Genomic DNA, 17,570 nt, shown 5'->3' with positions numbered 1-17,570 from the left:
TCATCATCCTCAACAGATTAACCGGTTTGTTCAGACGCAAAGATAACCGACAGGTTCTGTATGTCTACCCGCCGGATTCCTTCGTTCCGGTTTCAGCACAGGAAACCAGCACATTATCTTTGTTTCGTCATGAGCGAGACCGTTTTTATCAAGAACATTGCCCAGTTGAAAACACCGGGCCCCGATTTACACGACCCCGTGATCACCCTTTCAAATGCCGGCATTCTCATCGAAAATGGCCGCATCTCCTGGGTCGGTCCCATGGAAAAAGCACCCGTGCCCGGATCGGCTGCCGAACTGGATGCTACCGGTCAGACCGTCACTCCCGGTCTCATTGATTGCCATACTCACCTGGTTTTTGCCGGTGACCGCTCAGACGAATTTATCAGCCGGACTCAGGGAGCCACCTACGAAGAAATTGCGGCTGCCGGCGGCGGAATACGGACGACCGTCCTCAAAACCCGTTCAGCATCCTCCACCGACCTTTTGCGATCCGCCCGGCACCGCATCCGGCGTTGGATTCAGCAAGGTGTCACCACCCTGGAAATCAAAACAGGATACGGACTGGAATCTGAATCGGAATACCGCCTGCTTCGAATCATCGACCAGCTGAAAAACGAATCCCCCATCGATATCAGTCCGACATTTATGGGAGCACATGATATTCCACCGGATATCGACCGGACGGTCTGGATCAACCAGATTATTCAGGACCTGATTCCTGCCATTGCCATGGAAAATCTTGCCGAGGCAGTGGATGTTTTTTGTGAGAAGGGGGTTTACACCATTGGAGAGTCTGACCGTATTCTCGCAGCCGCCCGCAAAGCGGGACTTGCGATAAAAGTTCATGCCGATGAACTGACTCCCATCGGAGGTGCCTCTCTGGCTGCCCGGTATCAGGCCTGGTCTGCCGATCACCTGTTGTGTGTGACCGATCAGGGAATCCGGGATCTATCCTCATCGGGAACCGTGGCTGTTTTGTTGCCGGGTACAGCCTTTTATTTGAAAAAACCCTTTGCACCGCTTTCGAAATTAACCGCTGCCGGTATTCCGGTTGCGCTCGCCACCGACTTTAACCCGGGTTCATGCCCCATGGAAAGCCTGTCCATGGTGATGACTCTCGCCGCTCTCTACATGGGGATGTCAGCAGATGACTGCCTGAAAGCTGTGACCACAAATGCGGCCCGGGCTTTGGGAAGACATCATGTGACGGGTTGTCTCCTCCCCGGTTACCGGGCGGATCTCGTCATCTGGAATGCTCCCGACTGGAACCATCTGATTTACCATCCATCCGTCAATCACACGGCCGCTGTCATGGCACAGGGTCGATGGATTTTTTCTACCGGAGAACCGATCGAATGTCCCTTCCACTGATTCCTGTTCCTGTCATTCAACGATTTTCCCGAAACGACCCGAAGGATATCCGGATTGGCGAAATCATCGAGTTTGCAGAGGAAACACCGCCCGACCTTCACATCGGGGATGTCTGCCTCATCGGCTTCCCCGAAGACCGCGGCGTCGTGAGGAATCATGGTCGTGAAGGGGCCCGCGGAGGTCCCGAAAAAGTTCGTGATATGCTGTACCGTTTGCCTGCCGGAAACATGCAGGCTGGCATACGCCGGTTTGACCGGTTCAGAATATATGACCTGGGTCTGGTTCAGACCGGATCCAGTCTCGAGGAAGCACAATACCGGCTGGGTTCGGTGGTTGCCTATGTTCTCCATCACCGGGCCATTCCTGTGGTCATTGGTGGCGGGCACGAAACAGCCTACGGACATTTTCTGGGCTATGTTCAGAAACAAAAAGCGGTCTCGGTGATCAATTTCGATGCTCATCTGGATGTGAGAGTGCTCCCAGCCGATGGCATTGGCAACAGCGGGACACCCTTCCGTCAGATGATTGAGCATCCTTCCGGTTTGCTGAGCAGTTATGCGGTACTGGGAATACAGCCCAATTCAAATTCGGCATACTACCTCGATTATGCACGGGAAAAATCCATACGGACCGAATGGCTCTCTGACTTTAATATGAGGCATTTCACCCTCAAGCCATGGGTGTCCCCCGATCATCCGGTTTATGCCACCATTGATATCGACTGCTTTCCCGCCAGTGTGGCACCAGGGTGTTCGGCCCCGCCTGTTACCGGTGTAAATACAGAGAAAATGCTGGTGGCTGCCTATGATCTGGGAGAAAATCCGGCCGTAACCAGTTTCGATATCTGCGAAGTGAATCCCCTGTTCGACTCCGATAACCGGACCGCAAAATTAGCTGCTTTGCTCATTTACCAGTTCCTATCGGGACTGAGTCACCGGAACGGGTAATGGGTCAAAACGATCAGCCGGTTACCGTTTTGGATTTCCTGAGGGTTTCTGCACCCTTTCTTGAAAGCAAGGGAATTGAAAACCCACGATTAAATGCCGAGTGGTTGCTGGCGCACGTCCTGAAAACCGATCGCCTCTCCTTGTACCTCCGGTTTGACTATCCGCTAAGTCCGGCAGAAACCGACCGGTTCCGGGAACTGCTCAGGCGCCGGGCCAAACGGGAACCGGTTCAATACCTGACCGGTGAAGTCCCCTTTCTCAATCTCACGATTCATGTGGAACCGGGTGTTCTGATTCCCCGGCCTGAGACTGAGGAACTGGCTGACCGGATTATTCGCTTTCACCGCAACTTTCCGCCTGCTCAGGTGCTCGATATCGGGACCGGTAGCGGGATTCTGGCCATTTCCCTGGCTTCTGCCTTTCCCGATTCCACCATCACTGCAGTGGATCGGTCACCCGATGCACTGCGTATCGCCCGGCAGAATGCTGGGCTGGCAGGGGTTGACTCCCGGATCCGGTTTCTTGAACTGGATTTTCTGACCACTCCCATCCCCGGCACTTTTGATCTGATCGTTTCGAATCCACCGTACATTCCATCTGAAGAATGCAACACCCTCGAACCCGAAGTCAGCCAGTGGGAACCCCGGCTGGCGCTGGATGGAGGACCTGATGGGTTGGTTTTCTACCGGAAAATTTCAGAATGCCTGCCAGCATTGTTAAACAAACCAGGTCAACTATGGCTGGAAGGTCACCGGGATCTGATGGATGCCGTCTCTTCCTGTTTTGCTGATCAGCTTTCCGACTCAGAAATCATCAGTGACCTTTCTGGCTCTCCCCGATTTTTCAGAGGTGCATGGTGAGAGCAGTGGTTCAGCGGGTCAGCAGGGCGTCTGTCACCGTTAATGACCAGGTGGTCGGCTCCATCGGCAGGGGTATGATGGTTCTTCTTGGAATTCTCGATTCCGACACAGAGGCCGATGCAGATTGGATGGCTTCAAAACTCATCAGCATGCGGGTCTTTCCCGATGACCATGATAAGATGAACCGCAGTGTACTGGACTGCGGAGGTGAGGTTCTGATTGTATCACAATTTACCCTGTATGGTGATACCAGAAAAGGCAACCGGCCATCATTCATCCGATCAGCCGGACCTGCCATCGCCCGGCCATTGGTTGACAGGGTGATTCAGCGGTGTGAGGAGTTAACAGGTAAACCGGTTGCAACCGGAATTTTTGGAGCGATGATGCAGGTTGAATTGATAAATGATGGCCCCGTTACCCTGATCATCGACAGTAAAGAGGTGTGATGTGTTTTTTCTGATCGGATTGCTGGCAACAATTTCACTGATGATACTGGCCTTCCTCTGGCGTCGCCAGCGACGGTCGGATCATTCCATCCGCGGCAGTAAAAACCGCCTTCTCGACCGTCGCCGCAGACGGATGTCCTGAGTTACCTGACCAGCTGAATCAGCCGGGTCTGCCGGAAGTTTCCTGCTGTTACTTCATACAAATACAATCCGCTGGAAAGATGTCCCGCTCTGATGACCAGTACATGATCGCCGGCAGGTAGAAAGACACCAGGCTCCCGGTTCACTTCCCTTCCCAGTACGTCAAGTAAACGGGTACTCACCACCATTCCTTCAGGTAACGTCAGGGAAATTCTGGATTCCGGATTAAATGGATTCGGGTAGTTCTGACCCAGTTTAAATCCCTGAGTGGTACCGACAGGTTCATCAACCGAAACACCTCCGGAGGTGATTTTCACGTCGTCAATCAGCCAGGAAAGCCCCGGATGATTCATTGCACCTTCAAAACGGATAACCACCGTGTCACTGACTGTGGTAAACTGAACAGCCCGTGTCATCCAGGATGCCTGATTCTGCTCCCAGGCGGGTAAATCGGAACTCTTAACCGAGTCCAGAACAGTCCAGGTTTTACCATAATTGGTGGACCAGGAAAGGGTTCCTGCCAGGCCGTTGCCTTCCAGTACCTGCGTCCGGTAAGTGACGGTGTTCTTTCCCGACAGTCGGATCATCGGACTGATCAGCCAGGTATCGGACGAACCCGGATGACCTGAAAATTGAAGAATCCCGTTGGCCGGATTGGCCGTTTCAGTAGTGACCTGCCAGAGTGAGTCGCCAAGAAACACCGATTTCCCCGAAGAAACGGCATCGGTGAATGGAACCGTTGAAAAGGCACCGGTTCTGATTACAACTGAATTGCTTTCGGTACTGCGGGCATAGAATGGAGCCAGACCAGTGGCCAGGACCGAATACCGGTAATTCCGGGCCCCTTTTCCAATGGGAATATCAAAGACCGTCACCACCCCGTTCAGATCATCAATTGAAAACAGTGAGGAGTCCAGATACCCGCCGGGAATCCGGTAAATCACATAATGAAGCGGATTGTGCAGAGGCGTACCATCATCGTGGGCCATCGGTAAACGGAAAGTCAGATGACCAATCGATCCGTTGGTACGTGCTGATAAATCGGCAGGTGAATCAGGAATCGGTGATCCACCCGACCTGAAGTCTCCGGTAACCAGCGTACTGGTATCGGGTATTCCGGAAACCAGGGTACCAACCGAATAGGAATAGGAGTTGTACTGTACCAGACCACTGTCCCGGTATTGAAGCGCCTCTCCGGCAGATAAATTATCCAGGCGGATGAAGGCTTCGCCGTCTCTGAAAAGAATCGCAGACATGGGGCTGCTGATGGAAACTCCGTTCACGGTCTTCAGAGGCATTTTCCATCCGATCTGAATAACATCCGGGGTTTGATAATCACTGTACAGATCAAAATCAGCAACCACCTCCGGTCGGTTTTTTTCCACCGGAACCAGAACACTTGCTGTATCATCACCCGCAAACTGATCGGTACTGACCGAGGTCCACATCTTCACGGCCTTCACGCCGCCCGTTTGAAACTGAAGATTGACAACCACCTTTTTCGATCCACCAGATGATAAGGATCCTGTAAGCGCAAGTGAATCGGCAATGCCTTCATCAGGAACCCGGTAATGAAGTTTTCCTCCGGTTACCGAAGCGCTGCCATTGTTCCTTACCGTAACGGTAAAGGCATAGGTTCCCCCTGTAAAAAGTGAGGGATAGTCAATGTAATCCACTCCGATGGATTGGCTGACCCCCGGAAGTTTCAGCAATCCTGCCCTGAAAAGGGTCAACGCTGTGTTCATCCGGTCCGATTGCCCCTGAGTAAACAGATTCATACACCGGTCATCGGAATAATCCATGTAGTTCTCGGTCTGACGGGGTGTCCCGAAACACTGGGCTGGGAAGGAACAGGCCGCATTGTTATTCCCCGAAAAATACTGGCCGCTGCAAGGGGGCGTATCTTCTACTTCATCAGTGCCGAAACAGGAATTGTCATCACCCCAGGTGTGAATCAGATCAAGATAATGTCCGACTTCGTGAGTGGCCGTTCTCCCAAGGTTAAACGGACTGCGCGCACTTCCCGTGGTACCAAATGCGGTATAGAGGATAACCACACCATCCTGACCGTCAGGTGCAGACCCGGGGTAGTAGGCATAACCCAGAATTCCTCCCGTCAGATTGGCAACCCAGATATTCAGATATTTGGTGGCATCCCAGTAGGAATAGGATTTCAGTTGCTCATCATCGAAGTCCGGATCGAAAGAGGTTTCGGTTACATTGATCCGGTTGATACCAGTGGTTGGCTGACCGTTTGGGGCAATGGTGGCCAGTTTGAATTCAAGCTGTGTATCGGCGCTGGCAGGGTGATCGCTGTACCCGTTCGTCCCAGGTTTTTTCCTGTAGTCCTCATTCAGCACACGAATCTGACTGTAAACCTGTTCATCGGTGACCGATTGACCCGGTGAATCCGGATTTAAAACAATGTGAACCACCACTGGGATCTGAACACGCTGAACCCCGGAAGTTCGTTTCATTGAAGATCGCTGAAGTTCATTTTTCAGCAGGGTTTTCATCGATTCCCGGCGGGCAGCCAGAACCGGATCGGCTTTAAGCGCTTTATCCACCATATAAGGTGTGAAGCAGGTGCGCGGCTGATGCTGAGAGACAGCCAGATTCGGAATTAAAATGAGGACAGCAAGAATCAGATTTTTCATATGGTCGGGTTTGGTTAAACTTTAAAGGTAACGGGTTTTTAAACCTCCTTCAACCCGGATGAGTGAACCAGATGATGCAAAGCAAAGCCCTCCCGGACTGAACCCACAATCCTGTAAGAAATGCAGGGCAAAAAAAAAGGCTGTCCGTGGTTGGACAGCCTTTTATAAGCGATTGCATCAGCCGGCAGATGGGGAAAGCAACTAGGGCCTCCCCGGAACAATCAGAGTTTATTAACCAGATCGATCACAGCATCATAATTTGGTTCAACGGTGATATCAGGGGTGATTTCCACATGACGAACCACACCTGCTTTATCAACCACCACCACGCCACGGGCCAGAACCTGCATTTCTTCTACCAGAAATCCATAGTTCAGTCCAAAGGATTTTTCTGCATAATCAGAAGCAGTGGTCAGATTCGAAATACCTTCAGTGGTGCAAAAGCGGGATTGGGCCGGTGGCAGATCCATGGTAACCGTCAGAATAGTGGCGCCGGGAATGGTGGCAGCCTTTTCATTAAACTTGCGGGTTTGGGTGGCACAGATGGCTGTATCGAGCGATGGGGCCACACTGATGATCAGGTTTTTCCCTTTAAATTCTTCAAGAGTAATGGTGGACTCTGGCAGTAATCCTTTGCGGAGACGGAAATTGGGGGCTTTGTCTCCCGATTTGACCGGAGTTCCCAGAAGGGTCATCGGGTTGCCCTTGAATTTATAAACATCGGTACGCTTTGACATGGATTTCCTCGTTTAGACTGGTTTGGTTTTTGGTTTCATACAATAAGTCGTAAAACAAAAGGGAAACCCGCCGGGTTCCTTATTCATGCATCCAGTCGGAAATTCGTCTTTCAAGATCGAGCAGTTCCTGCCGGATCGATTCCAGTTCCTGGTGACGAAGGTCTTCCGGACCGGGTGTTTCAAGGTCGGTCATCCAGTCGCTGAGTGGTTTTTCGAGTAACAGTTTGTTGGTCGCTGCCAGAGAGTAGTTTTTTTCCCAAAGCAAACGCTTCAGTAAATGCACCAAGCGGATGTCCTGTTCCGTGTAAATCCGGTTTCCAGCTCGGTTTTTGGCAGGACGCAGCCGGGTGATCTCGGTTTCCCAAAACCTGAGCACATGGTCATCCACACCAGTCAGGACCGACACTTCAGAAATGGAATAATAGAGTTTTTTTGCCCGGATGGCCATGATCACACCCGGTCGGGTTGAATGGAAACCATGGCGACTGCATAGTCGTGGGTGTGGGACACACTGAGAAGAACCTGAAAGCCGGTGAATCGCTGTCTGATCCGTTCACTGATCAGAATACCCGGCCTGCCCGAAAATTCTCTGACGATTTCAATATCCTGCCAGCCAATTTCCTGACCGATTCCGGTTCCGGCGGCTTTTGCAAATGCTTCCTTTGCAGCAAAACGGGCCGCATAGTGGGAATAAGGATTGGCTCGTGATGAGCAATACCCGATCTCAGCCGTGGTGAATATCCGGTTCAGAAACCGGTCTCCGTAATCGGAAACCGATTTCTCAATCCGGGAAATTTCGATCAGGTCAATCCCGATTCCGGGTTCCATAACGGCTCAGTGATGGTGACCGTGAGCCCCATGAACATGTCCGTGTGCCAATTCCTCAGAGGAGGCTGCACGGACTTCACGGATATCCACCGAGAAATTCAGGTTTTTTCCTGCCAGCGGATGGTTGAAATCAACGGTCACTTCCTCGCCGGTGATTTCCTTAACGAAACAGGGAACTTCCACATGATCATCTGTTTCAAAAAACAGCTGAACCCCGGGTTCCAGATTAATATCGGTCGGGAAATCGTTCACATCATACACCCGAACGGCTTCCTGATCAAATTCACCATATCCATCGGCAGGTGCCACTGAAAAGGTTTTGCTTTGTCCGGCTTCCATCCCGTCGATGGCATTTGAGAATCCCGGAATCACCGATCCGGTTCCATGAATGAACGCCAATGGCTCATTTCCGTGTGAAGAGTCGATCACTTCGCCATCCACTTTCAATTCATAATCGAGGACGACAACGGTGTTTTTAGTTACTTTCATGTAAGGTTCCTTGGTTAGTCAATTAATAATGAGAGATCCATGGCGGTCACTGAATGGGTCAGTGAGCCAACCGATACAAAATCCACACCGGTACCGGCAATGCCAGCCACCGTTTCAAGGTTCACGTTTCCCGAAGCTTCAAGTGGAATGCGGCCCGCGGTTTCCTTAACGCATTCAGCCAGCTGAGCCAGTGTCATATTATCCAGTAAAATCCGTTGAACTCCGCCCAGTGCAAGCACTTCGGCCAGTTCCCGGCGGTTTTTCACTTCCACTTCAATGTCAGGAAATCGACCGGTCTGTTTCTGCCAGGCATGCACCCGTTTAATGGCTTCGGTTACAGATCCGGCCGCAGCAATGTGGTTATCTTTGATCAGAACCATGTCATACAAACCGATCCGGTGATTGGTTCCTCCACCGGTTTTTACCGAGTATTTATCAAGATCCCTGAGTCCCGGAACGGTTTTCCGGGTATCCAGAATTTTACAGGAGGTATGTGAAACCAGATCGGTGAACCGCCGGGTCTGAGTCGCAATTCCGCTCATCCGCTGAATGAAATTCAACAGTGTCCGTTCGGCCATGAGAAGCACCCGGGTCGGGCCTTTGTATGTACCCGCAATCTGTCCGGTCACCAGCCTGTCACCTTCTTTAAAGTTCCAGGTGAACCCTGTTTCGCTGCCACACTCCTGCAAAACCCAGTCGGCCACCTGTGTGCCGCAAAGAACTCCATCGCTTTTCGCTTTGATCAGAGCAGTCGATTGCTGTCCGGCTGGAATAATGGCCAGTGTGGTCACATCGCCGTCACGGATGTCCTCCTCCAGCGCCTGACGGATCCGCTGTCTGACGGAATGTTCATTCAGCATGGGTGGCCCCATCCGGACGGTCTGCCACCATGATTGGAATATCATCCACCACGGGATATACCCGGTTGCAGGTCTGGCAGGTCAGTTGTTGTGGTTCAGGTTGATAGATCAGTTTGTCCGACTTGCAGGCAGGACAGATCAGAAGGTTCAGTAAATCGGGGTGAATCATGTGAAATAAGGTGAAAAGGCCTTCAGTATAGTGTCGGGAACCCGGCGTGGTTTCCGTGTGTCGCGGTCAACAAAAACATGCTGGGTAAATCCGGTCACCTGAACCGGACCGCCTGGCAAAAACAGTTCATAATCCAGCCTGATCTTAACAGTTGGCATCGTCCGGATGATGGTTCTGATCGTAAACAGATCATCGTAACGGAAGGAACCGCGGTAATCGGCGTGCGACTCCACCACCGGCAACATCAATCCCTGATCTTCCATCCGGTAGTAAGGCAGTCCAATGGCTCGTAATAGTTCATTCCGGCCTGCTTCGAAATACTCGAAATACCGGCCGTAATAAACAACGCCCATCTGGTCGGTATGTCCATACAATACCCTGAGTTGCAGATCGTGACTGATCATCACGTGGTGGCGTCGAGATACCCGTACACTCCCATATTGGAGTATTTATCAATCCGCGAACTGACCAGCTCGGCAGAAGACAGCTTTTTAAGGGATTTCAGTTCTTCCAGCAGCGCTTTTTTAAGATTTCTTGCTGCTTCTTCCGGATTGTTATGGGCGCCTCCCAAAGGCTCTTCCACAATTCGGTCAATCAGATTTTGTTTCAGCAGATCTGGCGGGGTGAGTTTAAGTGCCTCAGCGGCCTGTTCCTTAAATTCCCAGCTATGCCATAGAATAGAAGAGCAACTTTCAGGAGAAATGACTGAGTACCAGGTATTTTCAAGCATAATCAGCCGGTCGCCGACACCAATACCCAATGCGCCTCCGCTGGCTCCCTCTCCAATCACCACACAGACAATGGGTACTTTCAAACGGGCCATTTCAAACAGGTTACGGGCGATGGCTTCACCCTGTCCCCGCTCCTCTGCTTCAAGACCCGGGTAAGCACCGGGCGTATCAATCAGGGTAATGACGGGTTTATTAAATTTTTCTGCCAGTTTGAACAGCCGGAGCGCTTTCCGGTATCCTTCCGGATTCGGCATTCCGAAGTTCCGCAACAGGTTCGTTTTGGTGTCCCGTCCCTTCTGCTGCCCGACTACCATAACCGTCTGTTTGTTCAAAGTGGCAAATCCGCCCACAATGGCCTTATCATCACCGAACTGACGATCCCCGTGCAGCTCCACAAAATCGTTGAACATCAGGTAGATATAATCGAGTGAGTAGGGGCGTTCGGGGTGACGGGCCAGCTGCACCCGCTGCCAGCGGGTCAGGTTGGAATAAATATTTTTTTTCAGCTCGATGACTTTTTTCTCGAGCCGATCAATTTCCGATGAAAGATCCACGTTCCCTTCCACGTGGTAGGATCTCATTTCTTCAATTTTCTGCTGGAGATTATAAATAGGTTTTTCGAAATCCAGAATGACTTTAGGCACGGTCTTCCCTCCTTTTCACAAGTCGTTCCATAATCAGCCGGTCCATGGCAACCGAATGGAACCGGTTATAAAATAGCGTCAGCAGATAGCGGTCTTCTTCCCGTTGAATCTGCGGAAAACAATCATTTAACAGGTAATGGGCTGTAAAGACTGCCGGTCTTCTGGCTTTATCGGGATTACCGATCCAGAATTTTCCGGGTTCCTTTCTCCCTTCACCTGCAACGCCCAACCCACGAATCACCCACCAATCGGTGATTCGTTTAACCAGCCGGTACACCAGTCCGGTCCGATCAGGCTGGCGCAAAATATCATTTAACAGAGTCTCTTTCAAACCGGTGACGGAAAGCAGTTCCACATGAACACCCGCTTCCCTGCACCACTGAATCCAGTGAACCTGTGCCTGAAAATCCATCACCCCGGTATCCAGAACCACATCGGTAATCCGGTTTTTGCGGATTTGTTCGGGTAAATCGGACCACAATCCTTCCACCTGTTGGCTGTTATTGGATACCGGTTTCCCGAACAGATAGCCTTTCAGTGTCATCCGGTGCTGAAAAACCACCCTCAGTTCGAACCAGGGAGAACCCGCCAATCCATCCGGACCGGAAAGCACCACGACCCGGCGGCTCTGTGGAACCCGGCTCATTAACCGGATCAGTTCCCGGTATCCGACATGAGTGGCTGTTACCGCCAGGAAGGATCCGAACAGCACCAGTCGGGAAAACGCAAAATCTTTTGAAAAATAGGCCGACAGACTCACAATCACCCAGGTCACCACCGAGGCCAGTATCACCCGCCGCCTGCGGGGTGTTGCCGACTCATAGACGCCCATCGACAGGTAAACCGCCACCTGAACGAAAATCAGAACAATAAATATGACCGGGTAGGCATAATCCGGATATCCGAACAACCGGCCATTCCTGATGGCGCTGAGACTTTCGAACAGAATCAGCAGACTGATTACATCGGTCAGCCCGGTCAGTAAGCCGGCCGATCGTTCACGGAAGGCTGCAAGCAGATACCGGAAGGTAATGGCCAGATTCAGCAGTCCGATAAAGACCGGATTCCCGCTGCCATGTTTCCGGGCAAAAATTTTCATGGATTCATAGAAATGGTACCGGGTATCGACATGAACCGATTTGCTGCGGCCTTTGAAATGAATCACCGTGGTAGCCGGATGATACACCACCCGGAAACCGGCCTTTCTGACCTGATAGCACAAGTCCAGGTCTTCGCCATACATGAAATAATCTTCGTCAAAACCGCCTGTCTGGTCAAAGGCCTCGCGCCGGACGAACATGAAAGCACCCGATACTGCGTCAATATCAGCCATTTCGTTTTCATCCAGATAGGTCAGGTTGTACCGGGCAAACCGCTTGGAGTGCGGGAACAGACGGCTTAGCCCCGACAGCCGGGTGAAGGAAACCCATAAGGTTGGGAAGGACCGGCGGCAGGCAGGCTGAAGGGTTCCATCCTCGTTGAGAATTTTGCAGCCCGTCAGACCAACCGACGGATTGGCATCCATGTAGGGAATCAGGGTGGAAAATACCGGACGGTCCACCAGACTATCCGGATTCAGGAAAAGTATATACCGGCCGGCCGACACCTGAACGCCCTGGTTGCAGGCGGCCCCAAATCCGACATTGACCGGATTCCGTATCAGTTTCACATCAGGAAAGGCAGCTGATACAGCCTCGGTACTCTGATCATCCGAGGCATTATCAACCACGATAATCTCCACCTTCCAGCCGGGCGATGCTTCCTGGACCGACCGGATGCAATTGATCAGGTAGGACCGGACATTGTAGCTGACAATGATGACCGAAACATCCATGCCGGGGTTATAACCGCCCGATCAGATGACGAAGACGGAGCTTCCATACCATCATAATGGCTTCCCTGACGATGGCTTTGGACATTTTGCTGCTTCCGGCAGTCCGGTCGTAAAAAATGATGGAGATTTCGCGGACTTTAAAACCCTTGCAAAGGGCACGGTAAGTGGTTTCAATCTGGAAACTGTATCCGTTCGATTTTAACCGGTCCAGATCCAGACTTTCCAGGACCTCCCGTCTGAACATTTTAAAGCCGCCGGTCATGTCCTTGATTTTGGTACCAAGGACCAACCCTGCATAGACATTGGCACCATAACTGAGAATCAGTCGTTTCAAAGGCCAATTGATAACATTCACACCGGTGATATATCTCGAGCCCAGCACAATATCAGCCTCCTGAGCGGCCTGAAGAAACCGGGGAATTTCGCCGGGATCATGGCTGAGATCGGCATCCATTTCCATGATATACTGGTAGGAACGTTCCAATGCATACTTGAAACCTGCCACATAAGCAGTTCCCAATCCCATTTTGCCGGGACGTTCCAGAATGGCAATGTGCGGATCGGCTGCCATGTGTGCCTTGATCTTCTCAGAGGTGCCATCCTTCGAGTTATCATCGATAAACAGGATATCCACCGGAACTTCCTGTGCACGGATTCTGGAGAGAAGCCGGTCAATATTTTCCACCTCATTATAGGTGGGCACAATGACCAGAACCGGGTTTGGTTGTGGAGTGGTACTCATGATTTATAAAATTGGTGAATAGATTCTGAAATGAAGGTAAGCTGCTCGGCCGTCATTTCAGTGTGGATAGGCAGACAGAGAATCCGGCTGGCCGCATCTTCAGCCACCGGAAAATCACCGGCGATAAATCCATAGTTCGAAAAAGCCGGTTGCAAATGAAGTGCATGCGGGTAATGAACCGCTGTGGGAATACCCTTGGTTTTCAGAAAATCCTGAAGAGCAGACCGTTTATCAGCCAGAATCGAGTACTGATGGTACACGTGAGTCCGGTCGGGAGCCAGAAACGGGGTTACCACTCCCGAACCGGAAAGCAGACGGTTATACGTTTCTGCTGCCTGCTGGCGGGCAGTGGCCCACTGATCGAGGTATTTGAGTTTCACCCGCAGGACGGCCGCCTGAATGGTATCAAGACGGCTGTTCAGTCCCAGTATTTCATGGTAATATCGTTTCCGGGATCCGTGATTGGCAATCATCCGCAGTTTCTCGGCCAGACGGTCATCATTGGTGAAAATCATACCACCATCACCAAAACAACCCAGGTTTTTAGCAGGATAGAAAGAAGTCGTGGAAATCAGTCCCATGGACCCGGCTTTTTTCCCTTTGTACAAGGCTCCGATCGATTGGGCATTGTCTTCAATCACCGGCAGACGGTATTTGGCCGCAATCTGCAGAATCTCATCCATATCGGCTGGTTGTCCGTACAGATGAACGGGAATGATGGCTTTGGTGCGGGCCGTAATGGCCGCTTCCAGTTTAGACGGATCCATATTAAAGGTTTTCGGATGGATATCCACATAAACCGGACGTGCACCGGTCACAGCAATGGTTTCGGTAGTGGCCACGAAGGAAAAGGCGGTGGTCACCACTTCATCACCCGGTCCGATTCCAAGGGCCATCATGGCAATCTGCAGGGCATCGGTTCCGTTTGCACACCCGATGGCATGTTTCACACCGTGATAACCAGCCAGTTCACATTCCAGTTCTCCGCAATCAGGACCACCAATATACGCGGTTGTATCAAGCACCTTCTGAATGGCCGCATCGACCTCTGGCTTGATTTTCAGGTACTGGTTTTTCAGATCAACCATCGAAATAGACATAGTAGGCTACCTTTTTAACTTTTTCTAACCACAAAGATCACCAAGTAATTAAAAAGATCACAAAGTGATTAATTAATGATACGATGAATTCCATTTTTCAATAGTTTTGTATTGAAGTTAATTAAAAGACCAAGTTTCAGATTTGACAATTTCAAATAGGTGATTATTTGAGCGTAATGAACATCAAGAAGACATTCGACCGCCTTAATTTCAACGATGATTCTGCTTTCCACTAAAAGATCAAGTCGATAGCCAACGCCGATATGAATTTCTTCATAAACAATCGGAAGTCCCTTTTGCCTTTCGATCCTTAACCCAGATTTAACTAACTCATAGTTAAGGCACTCTTCATAAGCAGATTCCAATAATCCCGGGCCTAAGGTCTTGTGAACTTTAAAGGAGCAATCCAAAATCTTCCTGATAATATGTTCATCATCCATTGTGTTAATTCTTAGTGCCCTTTTTAAACCCCTTTGTGTCCTTCGTGGTTAATAGACTTTTTCACTGCCCTTTCATGCGAAGCATCGTAAATACCGTATGAAACAGAATCGTCATATCCATTTTAAAGGACATATTCTCAATGTAGTACAGGTCGAATTTTAACTTTTCAAAGACATCTTCAAGCGAATTCTCATAACTTCCCTTCACCTGAGCCAGGCCCGTGATTCCTGGCTGAACTTTCAGCCTGCGTTCATAAAACGGAACAAGATCCCGGTACTTATCGATGAAATGCTGCCGCTCCGGCCGGGGACCCACCACCGACATATCCCCTTTCAGCACGTTGAATAATTGAGGAAATTCATCAATCCGGGTTTTCCGCATAAACCGACCCCAACGGGTGATCCGCGGGTCATCTTTCGTTGCCAGAACCGGACCGGTGTGCTTTTCTGCATCTACCACCATGGACCGGAACTTGATCACCCGGATCGGTCTGCCATTCCGGCCGACCCGTTCCTGAATGAAAAACACAGGACCCTTGCTTTCCAACCGGATAATCAGCGCACTCAACAACATGACGGGAGAGGCAGCCAGCAGAAATAACAAAGAAAAAACCACATCGAACGCTCGTTTAGCCGCCTTTTCAAAGGGTGTAAGAAAGTTCGGATTCAGATCGATCAGCGGGAACCCGTATATCTGCTGAGTTCTGGCCTGGCCGGATACCACATCATATAAATCGGGAATGATTTTGACACCCACCCGTCCCCCGTTAACCGTCGAAAGGACCTCTGAAAGGAACGGCCGGTCATCGGTTTCGATGGCAACAATGATTTCCTCCACCTGCTCCGACTTAATCAGATCTTTCAGCTCCTTCACATCACCCAATGCAGGGGTCAGGTCGACCGTTGGTTTTCCCTGAAGCACAAACCCGATGAAATGATACCCGAGTGCCGGGTACTGATTTACATTTCTGGCAGCCAGAATGGCCTTTTTCCCCGACCCGATCACGATGGTCCGGCGTGCCAGCCGGCCGGTCACAACCATATGCCGCTGAATAGTCCGTATGGTCAGCCGGAAACCAAGGGTCAGCGCCATCAGTACCAACCAGTAAAGCAGAATCACCAGCCGCACGTCAGCAATCTGCGAAACCCTTGCCTCATCCAGAAAAATAAGAAAGGCGATGATAAGGGTACCGATTAAGGTTGTTTTCACCAGTTGAATGGCTTCATCAAAACGGGAAACAATCAGCCGGACCTGGTACATCCCACTCAGGAAGAAAATCAGAAACCAATACCCTGACATGATCACCGACGTGACCCATAACTGCTCGGGAACAATGGAAAACTCATCGGGTTGAACCATCGTCCGGATGGTGTAATACCCCCACCAGGACAAATTAAAGGCGAGCAGATCGAAGAGGAGGATGAAGGCAAAAATGATTTTTATCATGTCATTTTCTGATAGTTGATGACCAGAACGACTCTCTCGAACCTAGGAAGAACCTCACATACCCAAAAAACAAAGCCCAGTTCATCAGAATGATGTAGAGAGCTGAATCAATGAATCTTACGGGAAATTTACTGGCAGGCATAAGAAAGAGAATGGTCGAAAGCAGATGGGCAAAAAGAACCACTCCACATAAATAACACCAAAAAGAGCCAAAAATAACAGTATTAACTACGAGTAGCAAAGAGACAAAAACCATTACCAGTGGGACAAGCCATCTTAACATTTTATGTGAGATCAAAAAGAAAACCGGAGTCAAAGAGAGACGCCGGAACCAACTTCTGATATAGATCAGTGTGGACAGATTGGATTTTCCAATTCTGATTTTTCGCTTGAATTCAACACGACGATTACCTGTATCTTCCTCGATTGCTTTCGATTTAGAATCGAAAACAAACTGCCCCCCATCCAGAAGGGATGCCAGACCAATCACAAAATCGTCAGTATACAAACCAGGCCCCAAACTGAAAGGAAAGGCGGATTTTCGTATCAGGTAATTTCCACCATTGGCTCCAATGCAATACCCCAGGGAGCCTTCATCTGACTTTATTCTTGTTTCATAGTCCCAATACAATACTTCATTCCATTTCATTTCACCCTTGGGAACCAGAGACAACATCCCACATACTCCATTTATTACCGGGTTCTGAAACCATGGCGTCATGTTTCGGATTGCATCCGGTTGCAACATGGTATTACCATCGGAAAAAAATAACAATTCCGACTTTGCCTCCATAACCAGATCAAATAGAACAAAGATTTTTCCCCGTCGTTCAGGATAATGAATCAAACGGACTGGAAATTTTAGCGGTGTGGACCTGATAAGTTCTTCTGTATGATCGCTGCAGGAATCAAGACCAAAAAAAACGGTCAGTTTGTCAGTGGGGTAGTCGATGGAATTAATGTTTGCCAGTTTTTCGGATATGACAGACTCCTCGTTGTACAGTGAAATGATCATCGAGATAGTGGGCTGTTCAGCTACTTCCGGCGGACGCTGAAGCACCGGCCCTTTTTTTACCCGGAAATGCAGAAAAAATGGATATCCGACATAGCTGTATATGACCAGC

20 protein-coding genes are annotated in these 17,570 nt (G+C 50.2%); 5 read left to right on the top strand and 15 right to left on the bottom strand.

What is annotated here, in order from left to right; all coding sequences use genetic code 11:
• Positions 1-129 precede the first annotated feature (129 nt).
• From HUU10_04940 to HUU10_04920, 5 genes are read left to right on the top strand one after another with little or no spacing between them, the layout of a single operon-like run.
• Positions 130-1,374, top strand: coding sequence for an imidazolonepropionase (locus HUU10_04940; GenBank protein ID NUQ80939.1), 1,245 nt, complete (start codon positions 130-132; stop codon positions 1,372-1,374).
• Positions 1,359-2,321, top strand: a complete 963-nt coding sequence (locus HUU10_04935; GenBank protein NUQ80938.1) for a formimidoylglutamase — start codon at positions 1,359-1,361, stop codon at positions 2,319-2,321. The genes HUU10_04940 and HUU10_04935 overlap by 16 nt, the downstream gene beginning before the upstream one ends.
• On the top strand, positions 2,321-3,181 hold the full coding sequence (gene prmC / locus HUU10_04930) for a peptide chain release factor N(5)-glutamine methyltransferase (protein ID NUQ80937.1): 861 nt from the start codon (positions 2,321-2,323) through the stop codon (positions 3,179-3,181). Before HUU10_04935 ends, prmC begins: the two co-directional genes overlap by 1 nt.
• A complete protein-coding gene (locus tag HUU10_04925; GenBank protein NUQ80936.1) occupies positions 3,178-3,627 on the top strand; it encodes a D-tyrosyl-tRNA(Tyr) deacylase in 450 nt (149 codons plus the stop codon). The genes prmC and HUU10_04925 overlap by 4 nt, the downstream gene beginning before the upstream one ends.
• A gap of 1 nt (position 3,628) precedes the next feature.
• The gene (locus HUU10_04920) at positions 3,629-3,769 is read left to right on the top strand and encodes a hypothetical protein (protein ID NUQ80935.1); all 141 of its coding nucleotides are present in this window, start codon (positions 3,629-3,631) and stop codon (positions 3,767-3,769) included.
• 1 nt (position 3,770) lies between these two features.
• On the opposite strand, the gene HUU10_04915 is transcribed toward HUU10_04920, so the two are convergent.
• The 15 genes from HUU10_04915 to HUU10_04845 all read right to left on the bottom strand — a co-directional run bounded on the left by HUU10_04915 (position 3,771) and on the right by HUU10_04845 (position 17,506).
• A complete protein-coding gene (locus tag HUU10_04915) occupies positions 3,771-6,425 on the bottom strand; it encodes a zinc metalloprotease (protein ID NUQ80934.1) in 2,655 nt (884 codons plus the stop codon).
• Positions 6,426-6,646: 221 nt separating this feature from the next.
• The gene (tpx, locus tag HUU10_04910; protein NUQ80933.1) at positions 6,647-7,162 is read right to left on the bottom strand and encodes a thiol peroxidase; all 516 of its coding nucleotides are present in this window, start codon (positions 7,160-7,162) and stop codon (positions 6,647-6,649) included.
• A 79-nt stretch (positions 7,163-7,241) separates the two neighbouring features.
• Positions 7,242-7,610, bottom strand: coding sequence for a MerR family transcriptional regulator (locus HUU10_04905; protein NUQ80932.1), 369 nt, complete (start codon positions 7,608-7,610; stop codon positions 7,242-7,244).
• Positions 7,611-7,612: 2 nt separating this feature from the next.
• Positions 7,613-7,990 (bottom strand): holo-ACP synthase, encoded by a 378-nt coding sequence (gene acpS / locus HUU10_04900; protein ID NUQ80931.1) that lies wholly within the window; start codon positions 7,988-7,990, stop codon positions 7,613-7,615.
• A 6-nt stretch (positions 7,991-7,996) separates the two neighbouring features.
• Positions 7,997-8,479 (bottom strand): peptidylprolyl isomerase, encoded by a 483-nt coding sequence (locus HUU10_04895; GenBank protein ID NUQ80930.1) that lies wholly within the window; start codon positions 8,477-8,479, stop codon positions 7,997-7,999.
• A gap of 14 nt (positions 8,480-8,493) precedes the next feature.
• On the bottom strand, positions 8,494-9,339 hold the full coding sequence (gene nadC, locus HUU10_04890) for a carboxylating nicotinate-nucleotide diphosphorylase (GenBank protein ID NUQ80929.1): 846 nt from the start codon (positions 9,337-9,339) through the stop codon (positions 8,494-8,496).
• Entirely contained in the window at positions 9,329-9,508 is a 180-nt protein-coding gene (locus tag HUU10_04885; protein NUQ80928.1) for a Trm112 family protein, read from the bottom strand. The genes nadC and HUU10_04885 overlap by 11 nt, the downstream gene beginning before the upstream one ends.
• Positions 9,505-9,912 carry an acyl-CoA thioesterase gene (locus HUU10_04880; protein ID NUQ80927.1) on the bottom strand — a complete coding sequence of 136 codons (408 nt, stop codon included), beginning with the start codon at positions 9,910-9,912 and terminating at the stop codon, positions 9,505-9,507. The genes HUU10_04885 and HUU10_04880 overlap by 4 nt, the downstream gene beginning before the upstream one ends.
• On the bottom strand, positions 9,912-10,883 hold the full coding sequence (locus tag HUU10_04875; GenBank protein NUQ80926.1) for an acetyl-CoA carboxylase carboxyltransferase subunit alpha: 972 nt from the start codon (positions 10,881-10,883) through the stop codon (positions 9,912-9,914). Before HUU10_04875 ends, HUU10_04880 begins: the two co-directional genes overlap by 1 nt.
• A complete protein-coding gene (locus HUU10_04870) occupies positions 10,876-12,717 on the bottom strand; it encodes a glycosyltransferase (GenBank protein ID NUQ80925.1) in 1,842 nt (613 codons plus the stop codon). The genes HUU10_04875 and HUU10_04870 overlap by 8 nt, the downstream gene beginning before the upstream one ends.
• A 7-nt stretch (positions 12,718-12,724) precedes the next feature.
• Positions 12,725-13,459, bottom strand: coding sequence for a polyprenol monophosphomannose synthase (locus HUU10_04865; protein ID NUQ80924.1), 735 nt, complete (start codon positions 13,457-13,459; stop codon positions 12,725-12,727).
• Positions 13,456-14,559, bottom strand: a complete 1,104-nt coding sequence (locus tag HUU10_04860; protein NUQ80923.1) for a DegT/DnrJ/EryC1/StrS family aminotransferase — start codon at positions 14,557-14,559, stop codon at positions 13,456-13,458. Before HUU10_04860 ends, HUU10_04865 begins: the two co-directional genes overlap by 4 nt.
• Positions 14,560-14,627: 68 nt before the next feature.
• Positions 14,628-14,999: a GxxExxY protein gene (locus HUU10_04855; GenBank protein NUQ80922.1), complete on the bottom strand. Its 372-nt coding sequence runs from the start codon at positions 14,997-14,999 to the stop codon at positions 14,628-14,630.
• A 61-nt stretch (positions 15,000-15,060) separates the two neighbouring features.
• The gene (locus HUU10_04850) at positions 15,061-16,446 is read right to left on the bottom strand and encodes a sugar transferase (GenBank protein NUQ80921.1); all 1,386 of its coding nucleotides are present in this window, start codon (positions 16,444-16,446) and stop codon (positions 15,061-15,063) included.
• A gap of 1 nt (position 16,447) precedes the next feature.
• Positions 16,448-17,506 carry a glycosyltransferase gene (locus HUU10_04845; GenBank protein ID NUQ80920.1) on the bottom strand — a complete coding sequence of 353 codons (1,059 nt, stop codon included), beginning with the start codon at positions 17,504-17,506 and terminating at the stop codon, positions 16,448-16,450.
• Positions 17,507-17,570: the final 64 nt, after the last annotated feature.

This window comes from Bacteroidota bacterium, assembly GCA_013360915.1.
GTDB lineage: Bacteria > Bacteroidota > JABWAT01 > JABWAT01 > JABWAT01 > JABWAT01.
The sequence above is the reverse complement of the archived record's forward strand: the minus strand, read 5'-3'. Positions and strand labels throughout refer to the sequence as shown.

Excerpts from the sequence above, each read along its gene's own strand:
- HUU10_04915 (NUQ80934.1), bottom strand. The coding sequence starts at position 6,425 with ATGAAAAATCTGATTCTTGCTGTCCTCATTTTAATTCCGAATCTGGCT.
- HUU10_04855 (NUQ80922.1), bottom strand. The coding sequence starts at position 14,999 with ATGGATGATGAACATATTATCAGGAAGATTTTGGATTGCTCCTTTAAA.
- HUU10_04850 (NUQ80921.1), bottom strand. The coding sequence starts at position 16,446 with ATGATAAAAATCATTTTTGCCTTCATCCTCCTCTTCGATCTGCTCGCC.
- HUU10_04865 (NUQ80924.1), bottom strand. The coding sequence starts at position 13,459 with ATGAGTACCACTCCACAACCAAACCCGGTTCTGGTCATTGTGCCCACC.
- HUU10_04935 (NUQ80938.1), top strand. The coding sequence starts at position 1,359 with ATGTCCCTTCCACTGATTCCTGTTCCTGTCATTCAACGATTTTCCCGA.
- HUU10_04905 (NUQ80932.1), bottom strand. The coding sequence starts at position 7,610 with ATGGCCATCCGGGCAAAAAAACTCTATTATTCCATTTCTGAAGTGTCG.
- HUU10_04940 (NUQ80939.1), top strand. The coding sequence starts at position 130 with ATGAGCGAGACCGTTTTTATCAAGAACATTGCCCAGTTGAAAACACCG.
- acpS (NUQ80931.1), bottom strand. The coding sequence starts at position 7,990 with ATGGAACCCGGAATCGGGATTGACCTGATCGAAATTTCCCGGATTGAG.
- HUU10_04880 (NUQ80927.1), bottom strand. The coding sequence starts at position 9,912 with ATGATCAGTCACGATCTGCAACTCAGGGTATTGTATGGACATACCGAC.
- HUU10_04885 (NUQ80928.1), bottom strand. The coding sequence starts at position 9,508 with ATGATTCACCCCGATTTACTGAACCTTCTGATCTGTCCTGCCTGCAAG.
- prmC (NUQ80937.1), top strand. The coding sequence starts at position 2,321 with ATGGGTCAAAACGATCAGCCGGTTACCGTTTTGGATTTCCTGAGGGTT.
- nadC (NUQ80929.1), bottom strand. The coding sequence starts at position 9,339 with ATGCTGAATGAACATTCCGTCAGACAGCGGATCCGTCAGGCGCTGGAG.
- HUU10_04895 (NUQ80930.1), bottom strand. The coding sequence starts at position 8,479 with ATGAAAGTAACTAAAAACACCGTTGTCGTCCTCGATTATGAATTGAAA.
- tpx (NUQ80933.1), bottom strand. The coding sequence starts at position 7,162 with ATGTCAAAGCGTACCGATGTTTATAAATTCAAGGGCAACCCGATGACC.
- HUU10_04860 (NUQ80923.1), bottom strand. The coding sequence starts at position 14,559 with ATGTCTATTTCGATGGTTGATCTGAAAAACCAGTACCTGAAAATCAAG.
- HUU10_04870 (NUQ80925.1), bottom strand. The coding sequence starts at position 12,717 with ATGGATGTTTCGGTCATCATTGTCAGCTACAATGTCCGGTCCTACCTG.